Annotated in this window: 22 protein-coding genes; 9 read left to right on the top strand and 13 right to left on the bottom strand. The window is 69.8% G+C overall.

Annotated features, from left to right (window positions below):
- The first annotated feature begins 115 nt into the window (after positions 1-115).
- Complete coding sequence (locus ACZ6EJ_RS07270; RefSeq protein WP_469265159.1) at positions 116-937, top strand: phosphatase; 822 nt, start codon at positions 116-118, stop codon at positions 935-937.
- A 154-nt stretch (positions 938-1,091) separates the two neighbouring features.
- Here the strand turns inward: ACZ6EJ_RS07270 and ACZ6EJ_RS07265 are convergent, their stop codons facing one another.
- From ACZ6EJ_RS07265 to ACZ6EJ_RS07255, 3 genes are read right to left on the bottom strand one after another with little or no spacing between them, the layout of a single operon-like run.
- The gene (locus tag ACZ6EJ_RS07265) at positions 1,092-2,081 is read right to left on the bottom strand and encodes a cation diffusion facilitator family transporter (protein ID WP_469265158.1); all 990 of its coding nucleotides are present in this window, start codon (positions 2,079-2,081) and stop codon (positions 1,092-1,094) included.
- A 38-nt stretch (positions 2,082-2,119) separates the two neighbouring features.
- The gene (locus ACZ6EJ_RS07260) at positions 2,120-3,004 is read right to left on the bottom strand and encodes an acyl-CoA thioesterase (RefSeq protein ID WP_469265157.1); all 885 of its coding nucleotides are present in this window, start codon (positions 3,002-3,004) and stop codon (positions 2,120-2,122) included.
- 17 nt (positions 3,005-3,021) lie between these two features.
- Positions 3,022-4,179, bottom strand: coding sequence for an acyl-CoA dehydrogenase family protein (locus ACZ6EJ_RS07255; protein WP_469265156.1), 1,158 nt, complete (start codon positions 4,177-4,179; stop codon positions 3,022-3,024).
- Positions 4,180-4,407: 228 nt separating this feature from the next.
- Between ACZ6EJ_RS07255 and ACZ6EJ_RS07250 the strand changes: the two genes are divergently transcribed.
- The 3 genes from ACZ6EJ_RS07250 to ACZ6EJ_RS07240 all read left to right on the top strand — a co-directional run bounded on the left by ACZ6EJ_RS07250 (position 4,408) and on the right by ACZ6EJ_RS07240 (position 7,769).
- Positions 4,408-4,827 (top strand): helix-turn-helix transcriptional regulator, encoded by a 420-nt coding sequence (locus ACZ6EJ_RS07250; protein WP_469265155.1) that lies wholly within the window; start codon positions 4,408-4,410, stop codon positions 4,825-4,827.
- A 10-nt stretch (positions 4,828-4,837) separates the two neighbouring features.
- Positions 4,838-5,254 (top strand): VOC family protein, encoded by a 417-nt coding sequence (locus ACZ6EJ_RS07245; protein ID WP_469265154.1) that lies wholly within the window; start codon positions 4,838-4,840, stop codon positions 5,252-5,254.
- A gap of 124 nt (positions 5,255-5,378) precedes the next feature.
- Positions 5,379-7,769, top strand: coding sequence for an ATP-binding cassette domain-containing protein (locus ACZ6EJ_RS07240; protein WP_469265153.1), 2,391 nt, complete (start codon positions 5,379-5,381; stop codon positions 7,767-7,769).
- A gap of 51 nt (positions 7,770-7,820) precedes the next feature.
- Here ACZ6EJ_RS07240 and ACZ6EJ_RS07235 read toward each other — a convergent pair whose 3' ends face one another.
- Positions 7,821-8,030: a DUF397 domain-containing protein gene (locus ACZ6EJ_RS07235; protein WP_469265152.1), complete on the bottom strand. Its 210-nt coding sequence runs from the start codon at positions 8,028-8,030 to the stop codon at positions 7,821-7,823.
- Complete coding sequence (locus tag ACZ6EJ_RS07230; RefSeq protein WP_469265151.1) at positions 8,023-8,820, bottom strand: helix-turn-helix domain-containing protein; 798 nt, start codon at positions 8,818-8,820, stop codon at positions 8,023-8,025. Before ACZ6EJ_RS07230 ends, ACZ6EJ_RS07235 begins: the two co-directional genes overlap by 8 nt.
- 132 nt (positions 8,821-8,952) lie before the next feature.
- Here ACZ6EJ_RS07230 and ACZ6EJ_RS07225 point away from each other — a divergent pair, with 132 nt between their 5' ends.
- On the top strand, positions 8,953-9,297 hold the full coding sequence (locus ACZ6EJ_RS07225; RefSeq protein ID WP_469265150.1) for a hypothetical protein: 345 nt from the start codon (positions 8,953-8,955) through the stop codon (positions 9,295-9,297).
- A 109-nt stretch (positions 9,298-9,406) separates the two neighbouring features.
- Here ACZ6EJ_RS07225 and ACZ6EJ_RS07220 read toward each other — a convergent pair whose 3' ends face one another.
- The 4 genes from ACZ6EJ_RS07220 to ACZ6EJ_RS07205 form a co-directional block, all read right to left on the bottom strand.
- Positions 9,407-9,826: an RNHCP domain-containing protein gene (locus tag ACZ6EJ_RS07220; protein WP_469265149.1), complete on the bottom strand. Its 420-nt coding sequence runs from the start codon at positions 9,824-9,826 to the stop codon at positions 9,407-9,409.
- A 42-nt stretch (positions 9,827-9,868) separates the two neighbouring features.
- Positions 9,869-10,210 carry an RNHCP domain-containing protein gene (locus ACZ6EJ_RS07215; RefSeq protein ID WP_469265283.1) on the bottom strand — a complete coding sequence of 114 codons (342 nt, stop codon included), beginning with the start codon at positions 10,208-10,210 and terminating at the stop codon, positions 9,869-9,871.
- 490 nt (positions 10,211-10,700) lie between these two features.
- Positions 10,701-10,886 (bottom strand): hypothetical protein, encoded by a 186-nt coding sequence (locus tag ACZ6EJ_RS07210; RefSeq protein WP_469265148.1) that lies wholly within the window; start codon positions 10,884-10,886, stop codon positions 10,701-10,703.
- A 235-nt stretch (positions 10,887-11,121) separates the two neighbouring features.
- Complete coding sequence (locus tag ACZ6EJ_RS07205) at positions 11,122-11,709, bottom strand: MarR family winged helix-turn-helix transcriptional regulator (protein WP_469265147.1); 588 nt, start codon at positions 11,707-11,709, stop codon at positions 11,122-11,124.
- A gap of 278 nt (positions 11,710-11,987) precedes the next feature.
- On the opposite strand from ACZ6EJ_RS07205, the gene ACZ6EJ_RS07200 reads away from it, so the two are divergent.
- Together ACZ6EJ_RS07200 and ACZ6EJ_RS07195 are read left to right on the top strand one after the other, a co-directional pair.
- On the top strand, positions 11,988-12,149 hold the full coding sequence (locus ACZ6EJ_RS07200) for a DUF5670 family protein (RefSeq protein WP_469265146.1): 162 nt from the start codon (positions 11,988-11,990) through the stop codon (positions 12,147-12,149).
- A gap of 140 nt (positions 12,150-12,289) precedes the next feature.
- Positions 12,290-12,643 carry a PRC-barrel domain-containing protein gene (locus ACZ6EJ_RS07195; protein ID WP_469265145.1) on the top strand — a complete coding sequence of 118 codons (354 nt, stop codon included), beginning with the start codon at positions 12,290-12,292 and terminating at the stop codon, positions 12,641-12,643.
- A 349-nt stretch (positions 12,644-12,992) separates the two neighbouring features.
- Here ACZ6EJ_RS07195 and ACZ6EJ_RS07190 read toward each other — a convergent pair whose 3' ends face one another.
- Complete coding sequence (locus ACZ6EJ_RS07190) at positions 12,993-13,685, bottom strand: pentapeptide repeat-containing protein (RefSeq protein ID WP_469265144.1); 693 nt, start codon at positions 13,683-13,685, stop codon at positions 12,993-12,995.
- Positions 13,682-14,662: a hypothetical protein gene (locus ACZ6EJ_RS07185; RefSeq protein ID WP_469265143.1), complete on the bottom strand. Its 981-nt coding sequence runs from the start codon at positions 14,660-14,662 to the stop codon at positions 13,682-13,684. Before ACZ6EJ_RS07185 ends, ACZ6EJ_RS07190 begins: the two co-directional genes overlap by 4 nt.
- Positions 14,663-14,955: 293 nt before the next feature.
- On the opposite strand from ACZ6EJ_RS07185, the gene ACZ6EJ_RS07180 reads away from it, so the two are divergent.
- Entirely contained in the window at positions 14,956-15,939 is a 984-nt protein-coding gene (locus ACZ6EJ_RS07180; RefSeq protein ID WP_469265142.1) for an Imm49 family immunity protein, read from the top strand.
- Between the two features lie 105 nt (positions 15,940-16,044).
- On the opposite strand, the gene ACZ6EJ_RS07175 is transcribed toward ACZ6EJ_RS07180, so the two are convergent.
- Both ACZ6EJ_RS07175 and ACZ6EJ_RS07170 read right to left on the bottom strand, forming a co-directional pair.
- Positions 16,045-16,716, bottom strand: a complete 672-nt coding sequence (locus ACZ6EJ_RS07175; protein WP_469265282.1) for an immunity 49 family protein — start codon at positions 16,714-16,716, stop codon at positions 16,045-16,047.
- Between the two features lie 258 nt (positions 16,717-16,974).
- Positions 16,975-17,331: a hypothetical protein gene (locus tag ACZ6EJ_RS07170; RefSeq protein ID WP_469265141.1), complete on the bottom strand. Its 357-nt coding sequence runs from the start codon at positions 17,329-17,331 to the stop codon at positions 16,975-16,977.
- Positions 17,332-17,458: 127 nt separating this feature from the next.
- On the opposite strand from ACZ6EJ_RS07170, the gene ACZ6EJ_RS07165 reads away from it, so the two are divergent.
- Positions 17,459-18,062 (top strand): winged helix-turn-helix domain-containing protein (locus tag ACZ6EJ_RS07165; RefSeq protein ID WP_469265140.1); only part of this gene is annotated, 604 nt, incomplete at its 3' end.

Raw genomic sequence — 18,062 nt, 5'->3', positions numbered from 1 at the left:
CATCACCCCGGCCTCGGGGAGCGGGGCCCCAGCCCACCGCCCCCAGGGCCACGGGGCGGCGCTGGCCCGGCCGAACGCCGGGCGCGCCCCGCGCCCCGGACGGCACAATGGGCCCATGCCGATACCCAGCCGCGCCGCCCTCGTCGACCACCTCGTCCGTACGCGCATCGCGGGGGACGTCGCCACGCCCCGTGACAACAACCTCTCCCACTACCGCAAGCTCGCCAACGGCGATCGCCACTTCTGGCTGGGCCTGGAGCTGGGGGACCGCTGGAGCGACGAGCAGGACGTGCTCGCGGTGATGGCGGAGCGGTGCGGGGTCAGCGACGACCCCGCGCACCGGACGGGGCAGGACACCATCGACCCCGAGCTGACGGTCGACGCCCTGGACCGGATGGCGGCCCGGCTGCGGAAGGCGGCGGACGGCCGGGAGCGGGTCCTGTTCGCCACCGGCCACCCCGGCGGCCTGCTGGACGTGCACCGGCAGACGGCGGACGCCCTGCGCCGGGCGGGCTGCGAGATCGTCCGCATCCCCTCGGGGCTGACGGCGGACGAGGGGATGGTCTTCCAGTTCGCGGACGTCGCGGTGCTGGAGCGCGGCGCGACGCTCTGGCACACCCACTCCCCGGCCCCGATGGCGGCCGTCCTGGACGGCCTGGCCCACCGGGGCCGCCCGCTGCCCGACCTCGTCGTCGCGGACCACGGCTGGGCGGGGTGCGCGGCCCAGCGGGGGCTGGACGCGATCGGCTACGCGGACTGCAACGACCCGGCGCTGTTCCTCGGGGAGGCGGAGGGGACCCTGCGGGTCGCGGTCCCGCTGGACGACCACGTGACCGACCCGCGCTTCTACGACCCGATGACCGACTACCTCCTCCACGCGGCCGGACTGCTGGAGGCGGAGCCGTACGGGCCCGCCGTCGGGGAGCCGGCGGCGTAACCGCTCGGGGGACGGCCGCGCGCCCCGGCCGCTCCGGGGACGGCCGCGCGCCCCGGCCGCTCCGGGGACGGCCGCGCGCCCCCGGCCGCTCCGGGGACGGCCGCGCGCCCCCGGCCGCTCCGGGGACGGCCGCGCGCCCCCGGTCGGCCGGGGGTCAGGGGCGGTGCTGCCGGCGGCCCGGCGTCGGGTCCAGGTAGAGACGGCGCACGGAGGGGAACCGTTCGCGCAACTGGGCCTCCGCCTCCTCGCAGGCCCACTCGACGTCCTCGGCGGTGGCCATGTCGCGGAAGTCGATCTTCGCGGCGATCAGGACCTCGGTCGGCCCCTGGATCAGCGTGGTCAGCTCCAGCACGTCCACGATGTGCGGCACGGACAGCAACTCCTCGCGCACCCCGGCCCGCATCGCGGCGGGCAGCGGCCGCCCGATCAGGAGCTGGGCGTTGGAGCGGCCGAGGACCCAGGCCACGTACACCAGCAGCAGGCCGATCAGGACCGAGGCGACGCCGTCCCAGACGCCCGAGCCGGAGAGCTGCCCGCCCAGCAGGCCGCCCGCCGCCAGCAGCAGCCCGGCCAGCGCCGCCGAGTCCTCCATCACGACGGCCTTCACCGCCGTGTCGGGAGTGTGGCGCAGGTAGTACGCGTCCGGGACGTGCAGCCGCGACGCCTCGCGCCGCACCTGCTTGATCCCGGTCCGCAGCGAGTAGCCCTCCAGCAGGAAGGCGACGCCCAGGACGATGTAGGAGACCAGCGGGTCGCCCAGCTCCTCGCCCGCCACCAGTGTGTGGACCCCGTCGTAGATCGAGAAGACGGCGCCGCCGACGAACGTGGCGATGGAGGCGAGCATCGCCCAGATGTAGCGCTCGGGGCCGTAGCCGAGCGGGTGGTCCTCGTCGGCGGGCTTCCCGCCGCGCTTGAGCGCGGTGAGCAGCATCAGCTCGGTGACGGTGTCCGCGACCGAGTGGGCGGCCTCGGAGAGCATCGCGCTGGAGCCGCTGATCAGCCCGGCGACGGCCTTCGCCACGGCGATCCCCAGATTGGCGGCGGCCGCGACGACCACCGTGAAGGCGGACTCCCCGTCACCGCCCCGCTCGCCGTCGTCCGCTCGCGCGCCGCGCTCTTCACCATGGGCCTTCGGGTCGCTCATGCTGCGGAGTATGTCGGAATCGGCGGCTCATCTCCCGTTCATCGCCGGGGGACGCGGACGACTCCCTCCTGGATGACGGTGATCGCCAGCTCCCCGCCGGCGGTGTGGATACGGGCCTGGCCCAGCCCCCGCCCGCCGGAGGACGAGGGGGACTCCTGGTCGTACAGCAGCCACTCGTCGGCCCGGAACGGCCGGTGGAACCACATCGCGTGGTCCAGGCTCGCGCCCACCACGTCCCCCACGGCCCAGCCGCCCCGCCCGTGCGCGAGGAGCACCGAGTCGAGCAGGGTCATGTCGGAGACGTACGTGGCCAGGCAGACGTGCAGCAGGGGGTCGTCGGCGAGCTTGCCGTTCGTCCGGAACCACACCTGCGAACGCGGCTCGCGCGCCTCGCCCACCGTGCCGAACGGCGGCGCGTCCACGTACCGCAGGTCCACCGCCGCCCGCGCCTCGATCAGCCGGTCCACGACGCCCGGATCGCTGAAGCGGTCCGCGTACCGGGGCAGCAGTTCGGCGGCGGTCGGCAGGGTCTCCGGGTCCGGGGCCGCGGGCATGGCGGCCTGGTGCTCCAGCCCCTCCTCGTACGCCTGGAAGGACGCGGAGAGGTGGAAGATCGGCTGCCCGTGCTGGACGGCGACGACGCGGCGGGTGGTGAAGGACCGCCCGTCCCGGATGCGGTCCACGGTGTACACGATGGGCGCGCCGGGGTCCCCGGCCCGCAGGAAGTACGCGTGCAGGGAGTGCGCGGGGCGGTCCGGGGGCGCGGTGCGGCCCGCGGCGACGAGCGCCTGGGCCGCCACCTGGCCGCCGAACACGCGGGGCACCAGCGAACTGCGGCTCGTGCCCCGGAAGATGTCCCGCTCGATCCGCTCCAGGTCGAGCAGGCGGAGCAGATCGAGCAGGGGGTCGGGTGCGGGGCTCATGGAGGGGGCGAGACCCCTTACAGGCCCATGGACTTGGCGATGATCGACTTCATGACCTCGCTGGTGCCGCCGTAGATGCGGTTGACGCGGTTGTCCGCGTACAGGCGGGCGATCGGGTACTCGTTCATGAAGCCGTAGCCGCCGTGGAGCTGGAGGCAGCGGTCGATGACCCGGTGGGCGACCTCGGTGCAGAACAGCTTGGCGGAGGCGGCCTCGGCCGCGGTCAGCTCGCCGGCGTCCAGGGCCTCCAGCGCGCGGTCGGCGACGGCCTGGGCGGCGTCCACCTCGGCCTGGCAGGCGGCCAGTTCGAACTTGGTGTTCTGGAACGAGGCGACCGGCTTGCCGAAGACCGTGCGCTGCTGCACGTACTCCTTGGCGAAGCGGACGGCCGCCGCGGCCTGCGCGTACGCGCCGAAGGCGATGCCCCAGCGCTCGGAGGCCAGGTTGGTGCCGAGGTAGCCGAAGCCCTTGTTCTCCTCGCCGAGGAGGTCCTCGGCCGGGACCTTGACGTCGACGAACGCCAGCTCGGCGGTGTCGGAGGTGCGCAGGCCGAGCTTGTCGAGCTTGCGGCCGACCGAGTAGCCCTCGGACGTGGTGTCGACGGCGAAGAGGGAGATGCCGAAGCGGCGGTCGTCCTCGCGCGGGGCGGCGGTGCGGGCGCAGACGATCACGCGGTCGGCGTGCACGCCGCCGGTGATGAACGTCTTCGCGCCGTTGAGGACGTAGTGCGTGCCGTCCTCGGAGAGCTTGGCGGTGGTCTTCATCCCCGCGACGTCGGAGCCGGTGCCCGGCTCGGTCATGGCGAGCGCCCACATCTCCTCGCCGATGGCGAACTTGGGCAGCCAGCGCTTCTTCTGGTCGTCGGTGGCCAGCATCTTCAGGTACGGCAGGCCGAGCAGCGTGTGCACGCCGGAGCCGCCGAAGGAGACGCCCGCGCGCGCGGTCTCCTCGTAGATGACGGCCTCGTACTTGTGCGAGTCGATGCCCGCGCCGCCGTACTCCTCGTCCACCTCGATGCCGAAGATCCCCAGCTCGCCGAGTTTCAGGTAGAAGTCGCGCGGCACCTGGCCGGCGGCGAACCACTCGTCGTAGACCGGCACGACCTCGGCCGCGATGAAGGCCCGGATGGTCTCCCGGAACGCCTCGTGGTCCTCGTTGAATACCGTACGGCGCACGGGATGCCTCCTAGATCGGCAGTCGGTTCGCGGAAGTCGCGTACAGGGCTGAGCGCCGGCAGGACGGGTCGCCGACACGGCTAAGCGCTTGCTCAGACTTCCTCCGAAGTTACCCGCCGGTCGCCTGCGCTGTCCAGGGTGACGCTCGGCACGCGCGACCGCCACCGCACGCCACCCGCCCGCCACGGGCGCCGGGGCCGGGCCGGGGGGCTGTGGCAGGGTGGAGGGGTGACCCTGGAGGACCTGGTCCGGCTGCGCCGGGCCCGCGACCGCATGGACCGCGACTACGCCGAACCGCTCGACGTCCCCTCGCTCGCCCGCGCCGTCCACATGTCCGCCGGGCACTTCTCCCGCAGCTTCCGCGCCGCCTTCGGGGAGACCCCGTACGGCTACCTCATGACCCGCCGCGTCGAGCGGGCCAAAGCCCTGCTGCGCCGGGGCGACCTGTCGGTCACCGAGGTCTGCTTCGCCGTCGGCTGTACGTCGCTGGGGTCGTTCAGCTCCCGCTTCACCGAGCTGGTCGGCAAGAGCCCCAGCGCCTACCGCGCACAGGACCACGGGGCGGGCGCGGCCGTCCCCCCGTGCGTCGCCATGACGCTCACACGACCGGTCAGGAACGGAGAAGCGCGACCCCCGCTCCGCCCGTAGCGTGAAACGCATGGACATCAGACTCTCGCAGTGCTTCATCGCCGTCGACGACCACGACAAGGCGCTCGCCTTCTACCGCGACGCGCTCGGGATGGAGGTGCGCAACGACGTCGCGTTCGAGGGGATGCGCTGGGTGACCGTCGGGTCCCCCGCCCAGCCGGACGTGGAGATCGTGCTGGAGCCGCCCCTCGCGGACCCGAACGCCCCGGCCGCCGACCGCCGCGCCCTGGCCGAACTGCTGGCCAAGGGGATGCTCCGCGGCGTCAACCTCTCCACCGACGACGTGGACGCCGCCTACGAACGCGTCCGCGCCGCGGGCGGCGAGGTGCTCCAGGAGCCGATCGACCAGCCCTACGGCGTCCGCGACTGCGCCTTCCGCGACCCCGCGGGCAACATGGTGCGCATCGCCCGGTCGCGCGAGCGGTGAAGCGGTACGCACCCGGACGGGACGCCCCTGTCAGTGCCTGCCAGTAGGCTCGCGCACCAGTCGCACAGTGGTCCAGCAGGTTACGCGCCCCCGTGAGCGCACCAGTTATGGAGAGACGACGAGCATGGCTCCGAGAACGACGACGAACGCCCAGCCGTCCACGCCGCACGCCGCCGACAGCCACGACCTGATCCGCGTGCACGGCGCGCGGGAGAACAACCTCAAGGACGTCAGCATCGAGCTGCCCAAGCGCCGGCTGACGGTGTTCACCGGCGTCTCCGGCTCGGGCAAGAGCTCGCTGGTGTTCGCCACGATCGCCGCGGAGTCCCAGCGCCTCATCAACGAGACGTACAGCGCCTTCGTCCAGGGGTTCATGCCCACCCAGGCGCGGCCCGAGGTGGACGTGCTCGACGGCCTGACGACCGCGATCATCGTCGACCAGCAGCGGATGGGCAGCGATCCGCGCTCCACGGTCGGCACCGCCACCGACGCCAACGCCATGCTGCGCATCCTCTTCAGCCGGCTCGGCGACCCGCACATCGGCCCGCCCGGCGCGTTCGCCTTCAACGTCCCCTCGGTGAGGGCGAGCGGTGCGATCACCGTGGAGCGCGGCGACAAGAAGGCCGTCAAGGCGACCTTCAGCCGCACCGGCGGCATGTGCACCCGCTGCGAGGGGCGCGGCACGGTCTCCGACATCGACCTCACCCAGCTCTACGACGACTCCAAGTCGATCGCGGAAGGCGCGTTCACCATCCCCGGCTGGAAGTCGGACAGTTGGTGGACCGTGCGGACCTACGCCGAGTCGGGCTTCCTCGACCCGAACAAGCCCATCGCGCAGTACACCGAGCAGGAGATGCGGGACTTCCTCCACCGGGAGCCGACCAAGGTGAAGGTCGAGGGCGCGACCATCACCTTCGAGGGGCTGATCCCCAAGATCCAGAAGTCGTTCCTCTCCAAGGACCGGGAGGCGATGCAGCCGCACATCCGCGAGTTCGTGGACCGGGCGGTCACCTTCACCACCTGCCCCGCGTGCGACGGGACCCGGCTCACCGAGGGCGCCCGCTCCTCGAAGATCCGGGGCATCAGCATCGCCGACGCCTGCGCGATGGAGATCCGGGACCTGGCGGAGTGGGTCCGCGGCCTGGACGAGCCCTCGGCCGCCCCGCTGCTCGACGCCCTCCAGCAGACCCTGGACTCCTTCGTGGAGATCGGCCTCGGCTACCTCTCGCTGGACCGGCCCTCGGGCACGCTCTCCGGCGGCGAGGCGCAGCGCGTCAAGATGATCCGCCACCTCGGCTCCTCGCTCACCGACGTCACGTACGTCTTCGACGAGCCCACCATCGGCCTGCACCCGCACGACATCCAGCGGATGAACGACCTGCTGCTGCGGCTGCGGGACAAGGGCAACACGGTGCTCGTCGTCGAACACAAGCCGGAGGCCATCGCCATCGCCGACCACGTGGTCGACCTGGGCCCCGGAGCCGGCACGGCGGGCGGCACGGTCTGCTACGAGGGCTCCCTGGAGGGGCTGCGCGCCTCCGGCACCGTCACCGGCCGCCACCTCGACGACCGGGCCGCGCTCAAGGACGAGGTCCGCAAGCCGACCGGCGCGCTGGAAGTCCGGGGCGCGACGGCGCACAACCTCCGCGACGTGGACGTGGACATCCCGCTCGGCGTGCTGACCGTCGTCACCGGTGTCGCCGGGGCCGGGAAGAGTTCGCTCGTGCACGGGTCGATACCGGCGGGCGAGGGCGTGGTCTCGATCGACCAGAGCCCCATCCGCGGCTCGCGCCGCAGCAACCCGGCGACGTACACCGGACTGCTCGACCCGATCCGCAAGGCGTTCGCCAAGGCCAACGGCGTCAAGCCCGCCCTCTTCAGCGCCAACTCCGAGGGCGCCTGCCCCACGTGCAACGGCGCGGGCGTCATCTTCGTCGACCTCGGCATGATGGCCGGCGTCTCCAGCCCCTGCGAGGACTGCGAGGGCAAGCGGTTCCAGGCGTCGGTGCTGGACTACCGCCTCGGCGGCCGCGACATCAGCCAGGTGCTCGCGATGTCGGTGTCCGAGGCGGAGGAGTTCTTCCGTACGGGCGAGGCGAACATCCCGGCCGCGCACAGGATCCTGGAACGCCTCGCGGACGTCGGCCTCGGCTACGTCAGCCTGGGCCAGCCCCTGACCACCCTGTCCGGCGGCGAACGCCAGCGGCTCAAGCTGGCGACGCACATGGGGGAGAAGGGCGGCGTCTACGTCCTCGACGAGCCGACCACCGGCCTGCACCTCGCGGACGTCGAGCAGTTGCTCGGCCTGCTCGACCGGCTGGTGGACTCCGGCAAGTCGGTGATCGTCATCGAGCACCACCAGGCGGTCATGGCCCACGCCGACTGGATCATCGACCTCGGCCCCGGCGCGGGCCACGACGGCGGCACGATCGTCTTCGAGGGCACCCCGGCCGACCTGGTCGCCGCGCGCTCCACGCTCACGGGCGAGCACCTGGCGCAGTACGTGGGGGCGTGACGGCCGGTCCTCGCGCCGCCTGCCGCGTGTCCTCTCCGCCCGGCTTCCGGGTCAGGCGGAGAGGGCCCCGCGCTTGACCGCGTCCACGAAGGACGTCCAGCCGCCGACGGGGATGAGCAGGGCGGGCCCGCCGGGGACCTTGGAGTCGCGGACGGGGACGGCGGTGGGGTGGTGGTCCTGGACTTCGAGGCAACTGTCTTTGTCGGGGCTGCTGTACGAGGACTTCCGCCAGGCGGCGAGCGGGCGGGTGCGTTCAGTCACGGTATCCGTACTCCTTTGCCGCTGCCCTGAGCGCGTTCAGCGACTCGGAGAGGGACAGCGCGTCGCTCATGGCCAGAGAGTAAGCGCCCTGAATTCTCTCGACCAAGTGCGGCGCATCGTGCAACTTGGCCACTTTCGTGCCTTCGGAGTAAGCCACCGGTGGTTGGTCCGCGAAGTGCATCAGCGTCACCATGCTCTGGTGCAGCGTGCAGACGGGCCCACCCAGGGGCAGTACGTGGACGCGGATGCGGCCACGCTCTGCCAGACGCACCACGTGCATGATCTGCTCCGCCATGATGTCCGCGCTCCCCGCCACTCGCCGGAGAACGGCTTCGTCCAGAAGCGCCCAGACTACGGGAGAGGCGGGGCGCTCCAGGATCTTCGCCCGCTCCAATCGTGAGACTACGGCCGCGTCACGTTCCTCGTCTCCGTACGGCGGAAAGGCGGTCCCCAGGACCGCATCCGCATACCGGCGGGTCTGGAGGATTCCAGGAAAGAAGGCGACGGCGAACTCGCAGATGAACGTCGCCTGCTCTTCGAGCTTCCGGGCCCCCTCGAAGTGTTCTGCGACCGAACGACCGTCCTCCTGAGGCCGGAACGTCGCCAGGACATTTCCCGTGCCCAGCGCCTTGTCCAGCCGACGGGCATCCTCCTCGCTCGGCATACGACGTCCCGCTTCGATATGCGAGATGTGCGACCGGGTCATCAGGGCCAGGTCCGCGAGCTCCTGCTGGGTCAGCCCGGCCGCTACCCGCTGAGCCTTCAACCATGCGCCATAGGTATTACTCACAGCTAACTCCCGTGCGACGAACGCGATGTCACCCCGACCCCTCTGGCGAGCCTAGCCGTGTCGCTCGCACTCTGTGAATGGATCGCTACACAGCGAAGAATTCATCCCTCTGCTCACGGAGTTGACCCCCTCATGAATGAACATCCCCCGAACACCGCGCGCCTCCTCCCGTGGGCCGGTGTGGAGGGCAAGCCCTGTTACGTCGTCGGCAACGGCTCGGGACGCATCTCGCGCACGGCCGACAAGGTGGAGGCGGTCCAGCTCGGTATGGCTCTGGAACTCCTCGACCACGCCGACGACCTGCTCGACGACGAGCGCGCCACGTCGGTCCAGGTCCGCCATGTCGCGGTGGCCCTGGTCCACTCGTTGCGGGATGTCCACCGGGTCGCCCGGAGCCGGGGGCTGCGGCTGGGGATTCCGGACGGCTCGGAGGGCGACCATCCGACGGGGTCCGGCCTGTTCCGGCTGCGCCCGTAAGGGGGGAGCACCGCCTGGCCCGCCCGCCCCGCCGTCCTGCGTGACGGGGCGGGGCTCGGGCCCGAGCGGAGAGCGGGGAGCCCGGACCGGGGCCGGGCTCCCCGTCGTATCAGAGCGCGAGCAGCGCCCGTACCGGGACGCGGGCGTCCGCCAGCGGGCGCAGGGCCAGCCGCATCAGGGCCAGGGCGTTGTCGTCGCCCGCGATGCGGTTGGCGCTGAGTTCGCCGCAGGTCAGGCAGTGGTGGATGAGCGTCCACTCCCCGTCCTGCCGCACCGACAGGCTCAGCGCCGCCATGCGGCCGCGGCACTCCGCCGCCCGGTCGCCCGGTATCCGCCGGTCGACGTGCAGGCTGGCCAGGCAGGACGGGCAGTGGTTGCGGTGAGCGGTGCCCGGCGCCGCGAGGGGCACGTCGAGCCGGCAGCCCACGCACCGGAACGCGTCACCCCGTACCCCCGCCGGACCGTGGAGCACGTCCTTGGGCCGCTGGGGGCGGGGTTGCCTGGACGCGCGGGAGCTACGCCGTGCCATGGTCGCCTCCTGTCCTGTTCACCGGAAGAGTCCGAGGCCCGTTCACAGGTCACCGAACGCTTCGAGGGGGAACGGCGGTTGGGCGAGGGGCCGTACGGCCATCCGCATCAGGATGAGCTGGTTGTCGTCCCCGCGGACCGGGTTGGAGGTCAACTCGTCGCAGCGGGTGCAGCGGTGGACGACCATCCAGTCACCGGTGCGCAGCACGGCGATGGAGATCGGGGTCATCCGGCCCTCGCAGTCGGACGGCCCGCCCTCGACGTGGTCGATGACGTGCCGGGAGTGCAGACAACTGGGGCAGTGGTTGCGGCGGTTGCCGTCAGGCGCGTGCGCGGTGACGGTCAACCCGCAGCGGACACAGGTGAACGTGTCGATGAAGGACATGGCTGAGCGGTGCTGGGGGTTGTCGTGTGACACCCGGATACTCCTTGCCGAAGGTGAGGTACGAAGCAGCAGGGGAGTACCGAGCAGCCCTCGCGACTACCCGGCGCGAGAGCGCGGGGCGCCGGGCAGGAGGCGGGGAGGACGGGCCGTACGGCGTACCGGTCCGGTCAGCGGGAAGCCGCGACCAACGGCATACGGGCAGGTCCGGTCGCCCCGGCGCGGACGTGGCGGCGAGGGGGGCTCGGGATCACTGACCGGGGCATACATCAACTTCTTTCCAGAGCGCGGAGCGCCCGAACGTCGCCCGCGGTCGGCACCGGAGGCGGAGGCGCGAGCACCGTAACAACGGCCGGGAGACCGGTTCCACCGAATTACGCGTACGGCACGGGGGCCGGGCGGGCCTGTCGGCCGACCACGTACGGCGGGCCCGCCCTCGGGCGAGATCCACGCGCACGGGGCCGGGGGAGTCAGGGCCCGGCGGCCGGGGTCGTCAGGTCGCGCTTCCCGTGCCGGGGCGGGAAGCGGGGGCCGCCTCGCCCCACAGGGCCCAGGACGTTCCGAGCAGCAGGGCCGCCGCGCCGGCCAGCAGGAGCATCAGCATCACGGTCAGGCTGACCGGGGTGCCGGGGACGGCGACGGTGAGGACCACCAGGGAGGCGATGGTCGCCGTGGCCACGCCGAAGAACAGACGAAGTCGTCGGCCGACCCGGCGGGGGTCGCGTACCCGCCGACGGCAGGGGACTGCGCCCCGAGCCCCACCCTGTACGACGTCACCCTGCATGGTGGGCGTGTGCCCCGCAGGCCCGGCGGCAATCCTCGGGGGCGGGTCGGGCCGCGGGGCCTCGCCGCCGTCCCCGTAGCCGTTGCCGCCCGTCGGCGTCGTCCGCCGCCCCGCCCGTGTCGTCGCGGATTCAGGCGGAGCGCGATGCGGAGTCCTCCGAGGGCGGGGGCGCCGGGGAGGCGCCCGGCGCCGGGGGCGCGGAACGGCGCGTAGGGTCCCCCGCCCCCTCCGGTGTGCGCGAGCAGGCGGAGCGGGTGGCGATCAGCGCGGCGCGTACCTCCTCCAGCCCTTCGAGGAGCCGCCCCCGCCCGGCCGGGGTGAGCCGGCGCACCACCTCCGCCCACCTCTCCTCGCGCTGGGCCCGCGCCCTCTCCAGGCAGGCGCGCCCCAGCGCGGTCAGGTGCAGGGTGACCTCCCGCCGGCTCGTGGTGCTCGACGAGCGGCGTAGGTAACCGAGCGCCTCCAGCCGGTCGCAGAGCCGGCTCGCCGTCGAGGGTGCCGCACCGATCTCGCTGCCCAGCCGCCGCAGGTTGATGCTCTCCTGCCCCTCCACCACGTACATGGCACGGAGCTGGGACGCCGAGGCGGGTCTCGCCCCAGGCATGGCTGAGGAGGCTTCGGGGGTCTGCGCCCAGAAGGTCTCGAGGGCTTCCATGACTCCGCGAAGCGCCTTGGCGACTTCGCGGACGTCATCGAGGTCGGCGTCCACTTCGCCCATAGGGGGCCACCACCGGTTCGGCTGCGGTTGCGGCGGTGCGAGGCGATTCCTCCGCGCGGAAGGCCCGGCCGCACCGCTTGGGCTGTCTACCACAGCCTCGACGGAGTCGGCGATCTCAAACACCCGAGTTTGCCGCGCACGCGCCGGGGAGCCACGCGGACGGGCGCACGGCCGCGAACGGGGCCCCTCTACTTCCCCCGATCGCTCACAAAAAACGACGGGTTTCTTCGCATGACCTGGAGATGGCAGGGCAACCGCTTGATCGGAGGTTGATAATCATGGTTCCCCTGCTTCTCGTCCTGCTTCTCGCGCTCATCCTTTTCGGTGCCGGCTTCGCCGTGAAGGCACTGTGGATCATCGCGGCCATTGTTCTCGTCCTGTGGCTTGTGGGCTTCGTCGCCCGGCCGAAGGGCGGCAGCGGCCGCTGGTACCGCTGGTAGAAGCAAGGACCGGCCGCACGTGCGGCCCGCCCTTTTATATCCGGACCCGGTGAACTGACACGCCTTCCGGAGAATCGGGTACGCAATCCCGATTCCATCCTTACGAAAGCACCTGTGCCACGACAATGAAGGAGTCCGTCATGAGTGACAACCTGTGGGGTTACCAGCCGACGACCGGCTACGCCGCCGGAGCCGACCTGACCGGTTACAAGGTCGAGGCGACCGACGGCAGCGTCGGCAAGGTCGACAAGCACTCCGACGAGGTCGGCTCCTCGTACCTGGTGGTGGACACCGGCGTCTGGATCTTCGGCAAGCACGTCCTGCTCCCGGCGGGCACGGTCAACCGGATCGACGTCGAGGAGCAGAAGGTCTACGTCGACCTCACCAAGGACCAGATCAAGGACTCCCCGGAGTTCGACAAGGACAAGCACGTGGGTGACTCGGAGTTCCACCGCACCACCGGCGAGTACTACGGCCGCCACCGCCGCGTCTGACCGGACGCCGCTTGCGGCAGGCAGCGGGCGGGGCGAACCCCCCCCCCCCCCTCCCCCCCCCCCCGCTGGTGTGTGGGGGCCTGCCGCACGGGGGCTGCACGTGGTGGGCGGGGCGCCTGCGCCCGCACGTGTCCACGGAATGGGCCCGGCCCCGGCTGCATGGCGTGCGCAACGGCCTCATGGCGGGCGGGGTGCGCGACGGGCGACCGCGCCACCGGGGCCGGGCTGGTGATCTCCACCGCAGCGGACAAGGCGGCCCAGGTGCGCCGCAGCCGCGCCGTACGAGCCGCGGGGAGGGATGGGAAGTCCCTCCCTCGGACACCCGGAGCGCGCGGTCAGGCGGCAGCTTTCAGGGCTTGCGTCGTTCCAGGACGCGTACGTCTCCGCCACGGCCTCTGATCCACTCTTCAAGTGCGGTCCCGCCGACAGTCCGTGGGATGCCTTCGCCGACGAGTTCCACCGGCCCGAACATTGAGCCGGTCATTCCGGTCACCATGGTGTCTGCGTCCAACCTCACCTTGAAGGTGTTCTCCCGCAGAACCGCATGACTCAGATCCGCGCCGCAAAGGTTGACACCGAGCAGGGAAGCGCCCATGAAGCGTGTGCCACGGCAGCGGGCAAAGGAGGCGTCGACTCCGTAGAGCGATGCTTTGACGAAATCCGCACCGTCCAGCACGGCCCTGCGAAGCACGGCGTCATCGAGGTTCGCGCGCACGAAGGACACATGCGACAGGTCGCTTCGCGTGAGGTCAGCCCCCTGGAGATCCGCTCGATAGAACGTGGCAGAGGCCAACCGGGTGTCGACGAGGCGTGCGTCCGTGAACCAGGACTGGGAGAAGTCGGCACCGGAGAGGTCTGCGCCACTCAGGTCGAGCCCTATCGCGTCGAAGCCGCCGGCATCCTCGGCCATCCAGTCCATCAAGCGGGCGGCGGCTTCAGGGTTCGCAGGCGATATGCGCGGCTTCCACCCTTTGCTGGTGTCAGATGCATCGAAGCGTGCGATGTGATCAGCCTGCCTTGTAAAGGTGACGGACTTTGTCACTCACTGGCCATCCTCCGTATCACCCAGAATTCGGCCTCGGTGACCGGTGCCTCGCACGCGATGTGTCCTGCCTCGCTGGCAACAGGAGTGTGTCTGCATCTTTCCAGTGCTGCCAGCGGACTCAATCCGCGAGCGAAGGCGTTGTGCAACTCGTCCAGCCACACCAACCCTGCGCGGTAGCCGGCGAGATCGGCATCGTCGCACGGTTCGAAGCTTGCGGCACTTTCGGCATCCGATGCCCACAAATAGCCTAGAATTCCGTCCTCGCCGTGGACGGGAACGAAGTGAACACGCCCGGTTGCGTCCCGTCTGTATGTGCGATGGAATGGCGAATTCTGGCTGAATATGCCATTCCGTCGTGGAATCTCGAATCGCCTCCAAACGTCGGAGGCGTGGCCGTCTTCTTCGAAGTGGTTTTCGATTCCCCAATGGGTTGCGATGCCGAGCCGGGTCGCATCCCCGGGTTCTCCTTCGATTTCGAGTTCCGCAGAAATGTCTCGTAGTAGTTCCTCGAGACGCGGTCGATTCAGTCGATATAGAGGTTCATTGTCTTCTCCCTTGAGATTGTACGGCATCCATGCATCTGAGAATGTCGCCAATGATACGTTGAAGTAGTATTCGGATACGTCCACGGCCAGGTTGAAAATGCCTTCCGTCGGAAGGGAGGCGTCATCTGTTCTGATGACCCCGTCGCATGACGTGAAGATCTCCACCATGCTGACGGCGTCCGCCGCGGCGCTTTTGCTGATTACATCCGCAAGCGCGCTGTCGGCGGGGTGTTCCCGCTGGACGAAGACGCCCCTGCCTCCTTGTTCGTAAATCTTCACGGAGACCAGGCCGTCGTGCGGTGTTCCCAGGTGGTGGCGGTCGGCAACTTCGAGCACGGCTGAAGCCCTGCGGGCGGCCTCGCGAGTCAAATCGGTCTTGTGTCCGCGTTCGCCCCAATTCCATTGAGCGATCGGGGTGCTGGAGATCAAGGTCGTCCTCATGGCATGGATTCAGGGCCCGGTGGGCGCATCGGTATTCCAACCTCTGTACACAGTGCGGCGCTCATGTGCGTTCTGCGTTAATCCGGCGCGTTCCGCGAGGGACAGAAGTGCGGAAGGCGGCGACTGGCAAAGCGCTCCTCCTTGTCGGGTATCGAAGTGTCTCACCTGATCCACGGCGTACCTATACTGGTGCCCGTAGGGCTTTCCTCGGGCTGCCTGGACAGAAGTAATCCAAGGGAGGCAGTCGCAGAAATGCAAGGATATGGGGCGATCTTGTGCGAATGGAGCGGCACCGGGTCAGTGATGCTGCGGTAGCAGAGGCACGTACGGACTTCTCCAGCCGGATCGGGTCGCGGGTGCGGAGCCTGTCCAAGGCGGGCCGGATGACGAACGGCGACTGGTGGGAGATCGCCGAGGAGTTCCTTGCTCATCTGGGAGCGCTGTCGGTCGAGGACCCCCGTCTCGACTCTCCGGGGGCCAAGTTCGTCCTCGACAGCACGGCCGAGGCTGCTACCGGCGCCATGGCTTATGCCGCGTACTACCCGTACGAGTCCTTCAGCGTCTTCCTCGACTACGTGAACTTCGGGATGGGGTACGAGGCCGAAGCGGGAGGAGCGCGTGCCCACGTCAGCGCGGACGAATGGCTGGGCGCCTTCTGCCTGGCGGTGCTCGCCGGCACTGCCGAACGGTACCGCGAGGCCCTGCACTTCGCCCGGCAGCCGGTACAGGACGGCCGTGAGGGATACCCCACTGTTGAGCTCATCACCGGGCTCATGGCGTACGTTCTCGACGACTTGGACGATGACGACGCCGACTACCCGCCCTCCGCGGAGCAGAAGCTCGCCGCGATCGACGCGGCCCTGGCTCGCGCTCGCGCCCTGGGCGACGAGGCCGACAGGGATGCGGAGAACCACGACCACTTCACCGCGCTCCTCGCCCTGCGGGCTCTCGCTGCCGGCGACCGGTCGCGTTTCGACGAGGCTCTGACGAAGTCGTTGCTCGCACACAGGGAGTCGGCCTCCCATCAGGTGGGCTGGCCCAGCACACTCCTGCCGCTCCTGCCGCTTGCGCTGGCCGCCCTCGCCTATCGCCGCGAGGGTTGGCGGCCGGTTGTCGACACCGACTACCTCCCGCACGGGTTGGTCACCGGCTTCGAGGCCGCGGAACCGAAGGGCCGCCCGTCCGGGGCGGTGAGCCGCACGGACATGATCGCTGAACTCGCTTCCGGGATGCCTCTGCTCGAACGACCCGACGAACCGCGGTAGTCGGGCAAGCGGCGGGACGGCGTGCTGGAGAGCGCCGGGCTCTGAAGGTGCTTGGCCGGCTGCTCCCTCGTGCGCGTCCTCACTCTCAGCCCGTTGCCAGCCTGGTCAGGTGGGGAATTCGCCGAGCCAGGTGCGCTGGAGGAGGTGCTTGGGGAGGTAGTCGGATTCGATGCCGAGGGGGAAGCCGGCATCGTGGGCAAGGCAGGCGATGGCGAGGGGGCCGAGGGCGATGCTGCCGTCGATGTCGGTGGCGCGTTCTTCGGTGAGGGTCCAGTAGGTCTTGTGGAGCTTGAGGGCGTCGATGAGGGCGGGGGTGAAGCCTCCCCGGTCGTTGCGGATGTAGTGGTAGAAGAGGTTGATCGGCGGGTAGAGCTGGCCCTGCAGGAGGTCCAGGGGTGCGATCCGCACGACGGCGGGGTCGGATTTCTGGATGGTGGCGGTGAGTTTTTCCGCGAGGCCGGGGCGGCGGAGCCACCAGGTCTGCAGGGTGTCGACCCAGTGGTAGATGTAGTCGTCGTACGAGCCCTCGGGCGCCCGCAGCCGCTCCAGCGGGATCTCGCTGAGCTGGGTCATGCGTTCCTGGTCACGGCAGACGACGGCCAGCCAGAACGCGGACAACCAGGCACCCGCGCTCGCTGTCGACATCGGACCAACCGGTGGAATTGTTCGCAGCTTGCGGTTGATCCGACACTCGGTGGCGTTTTCGCCCGCGCCGGTTACTGCGAACAGTGCTGACCCCAGTTGCATGGCGTTGACCGTGGATTCCCATGTCTCCACGGCGGCTGCCCGAGCGTCGGTCACGCAGTAGGCGTGCAAGGCCAGGATGGCAGTATTGAAAGTGCTGCTAATTGTCACTGCTGACTCTTCAAGGGCGTCGATCTCCTTTCGTAAGTGCTCATCGAGGCGCGCTCCGAAAATTTCTGCTTCGGGGCCCGAAGGGATGGCGTGTCGGCTAATTACTTCTGCCACGGAAGGGTTCCTCTGCTGATGTCGAACCGTCGGTACTGGTATTCAGTATATGCCCCTGCATTCCTTTCACCCTTGATGGCAACGTATTTCTAACTCACCCTCTCTCAGTGCATTGTTCATCGCGCCGATCAGTTCATATTCGCCGCGCTTTCCCATGATTCGTATTATGTCTTCATAGTGTTCCTTGTTGCCCTGGGAAACTCGTTGAGCGCCTGGAAGGCTCCGACTGCCGAGTTCTGGTCTTACGCTGCTCTTCGCCTCAATGACCACAACGCGGCCGTCCTCGTGCGTCCAGACCTGATCGAACTGCTCATTTCCGTTCTTCGGCCCGAGCAGTGGTTGCTTCTTGAAGTCCGGGTAGCGCTCCGCGATAAAGTGGTGCTCTGCGGCCGTTTCGCCGAAGTCCTCGGCAGACTTGACCATCTGGGTATGGGACTCCTTGAAGGTGCTCCGCACCTCGGCCCACTGTGCCGCTGTATCCGGGGTTCCCAACTCTTGGGCCGTGTCCTATTGATCCGAAACGGTTCGGGTTCTGGGTCGTTGGTGGGGTGTGAGCGATCTGGTGGGGGACGCGCGGCATCTGTCGCCGTCGGCGCAGGAGGCCCTGCGGCTGCGGGCGGTGGCCGCGTTGGTGGCGGGGCGGGACCGTGAGGACGTGGCGGCGGTCTTTGGGGTGTCGCTGAAGGCGGTCGACAAGTGGTGGGCGAAGTGGCAGGCGGGCGGCCGTGGTGCGCTGGTTATGCGGCCGCGGGGCAAGCCGGTCGGCGTGCACCAGGTGCTCGGGGAGGCCGAGCAGGCCGCCGTGCGGCAGGCGATCCTCGACCACCGGCCCTGTGACATGGGGCTGAGTGGACAATTGCGGACGCGTCGGTTGGTCGGCGAGCTGATCGCGAAGCTGTACCGGGTGCGGCTGACCGAGCCCGGAGTGGGCAAGTACCTGAGGCGATGGGGGCTGTCCTTCCAGCGTCCGGACAAACGGGCCGTGGAACAGGACCCGCAGGCCGTGCGCCGCTGGCACGAGGAGACCTGGCAGGCGATCCGGGCGAAGGCGAAGAGGGACGGCGGCGAGATTCTCTTCGCCGACCAGGTCGGCCTCCGCTCCGATCAGGTCACCGGCCGCACCTGGGGCGAGAAGGGCAGGACACCCGTGGTGC

The sequence above is a fragment of the Streptomyces sp. NPDC041970 genome (assembly GCF_055588985.1).
This window is presented reverse-complemented; position numbering and strand designations above follow the sequence as displayed.